This is a genomic window from Spongiactinospora sp. 9N601, from assembly GCF_044326295.1.
Lineage (GTDB): Bacteria > Actinomycetota > Actinomycetes > Streptosporangiales > Streptosporangiaceae > Spongiactinospora > Spongiactinospora gelatinilytica.
On record NZ_JBIRBB010000067.1, the window covers coordinates 1 to 895 of the forward strand.

1 protein-coding gene is annotated in these 895 nt (G+C 71.5%); it reads left to right on the forward strand.

Annotated features, from left to right (window positions below):
• Window positions 1-29: 29 nt before the first annotated feature.
• On the forward strand, window positions 30-895 hold an 866-nt coding region (locus tag ACH34R_RS44155), incomplete at its 3' end, for a polyketide synthase dehydratase domain-containing protein (RefSeq protein WP_397567628.1).

The window sequence follows — 895 nt, forward strand, 5'->3', positions numbered from 1 at the left end:
TGCGGCGGGGTCGCTCTGAGGTGGAGTCGGTGCTGGGTGCGGTGGCGGCGTTGCATGTGCGGGGGGTTTCGCCGGTCTGGGGTGAGCTGGTGGGGCGGGGCCGGCGGGTGGAGTTGCCGGCGTATGCGTTCCAGCGGGAGCGGTTCTGGTTGGTGGATGAGGGTGTGTCGGCGGGGTTGGCGGGTGTGGTGACGCGGCTGGCCGATTCGGGTGGGGTGGTCGTGTCGGGGCGGTTGTCGGTGGGGTCGCGGCCGTGGGTAGCCGATCACGTGGTGGCGGGGCGGGTGTTGTTGCCGGGGACGGCGTTTGTGGAGTTGGCGGTGCGGGCGGGCGATGAGGTGGGGTGTGGGCTGGTGGAGGAGCTCACGTTGCAGGCGCCGTTGGTGGTGGGTGTGGGTGAGGTCGAGCTTCAGGTGGTGGTGGGGGCGGCGGATGGTTCGGGTCGTCGGGGTTTGAGTGTGCATTCGCGGGTGGGTGAGGGGGAGTGGACCCGCCACGCCACCGGCGTACTGGCCGACCGGCCCGCCTCCGTCGAACCGATCGAGGCGGCCTGGCCCCCTGCGGACGCCGTCGCGATCGACCCGGAGGAGGTGCGGGCGGCGCTGGCGGATCGGGGTTATGACTACGGGCCTGCGTGGGGTGGGTTGCGGGCGGTGTGGCGGCGGGGTGATGAGTGGTTCGGTGAGGTGGTTTTGCCGGAGGGGGTTTCGCCGGAGGGGTTCGTGGTGCATCCGGCGTTGCTGGATACGGCGTTGCAGCCGTTGGTGTTGGAGGTGTCGGGTCCGGCGCGGTTGCCGTTCGTGTGGGAGCGGGTGTCGGTGGTGGCGTCGGGGGCGACGTCGGTGCGGGTGTGGTTGCGGCCGTCGGCGGATGGGTTCTCGGTGGTGCTGGCCGA